Origin of the sequence: Streptomyces sp. SID13726, from assembly GCF_010548375.1 — a bacterium.
Lineage (GTDB): Bacteria > Actinomycetota > Actinomycetes > Streptomycetales > Streptomycetaceae > Streptomyces.
Genome location: NZ_JAAGLY010000352.1, coordinates 1 through 472, shown reverse-complemented (window position 1 = coordinate 472; position 472 = coordinate 1). Strand labels below are relative to the sequence as shown.

The 472-nt window shown below is 69.9% G+C and carries 1 protein-coding gene; it reads right to left on the bottom strand.

Annotated elements, in window-relative coordinates; all coding sequences use genetic code 11:
• The coding region (locus tag G3I78_RS48030; protein WP_164436918.1) for a class I tRNA ligase family protein at nt 1-472 on the bottom strand (472 nt) is incomplete at both ends.

Genomic DNA, 472 nt, shown 5'->3' with positions numbered 1-472 from the left:
TGCGCAGCGACTTGCTCATCTTGCGGCCGTCGGAGCCCAGCACGATGCCGTGCGAGACGGCCGAGCGGAACGCGGGGCGGTCGAACAGCGCGGTGGCGAGCACGTGCAGCGTGTAGAACCAGCCGCGCGTCTGGCCGATGTACTCGACGATGAAGTCGCCCGGGTTGTGGTGCTCGAACCAGTCCGTGTTCTCGAACGGGTAGTGCACCTGCGCGTAGGGCATGGACCCCGAGTCGAACCAGACGTCCATGACGTCCTCGACGCGGCGCATGGTCGAGCGGCCCGTCGGGTCGTCGGGGTTCGGCCGCGTGAGGCGGTCGACGAACGGGCGGTGCAGGTCCGGCTCGCCCTTCTCGTTGCGCGGGAGCGTGCCGAAGTCGCGCTCGAGCTCGGCGAACGAGCCGTAGACGTCGATGCGCGGGTACTGCGGGTCGTCCGAGCGCCACACGGGCACGGGGCTGCCCCAGAACCG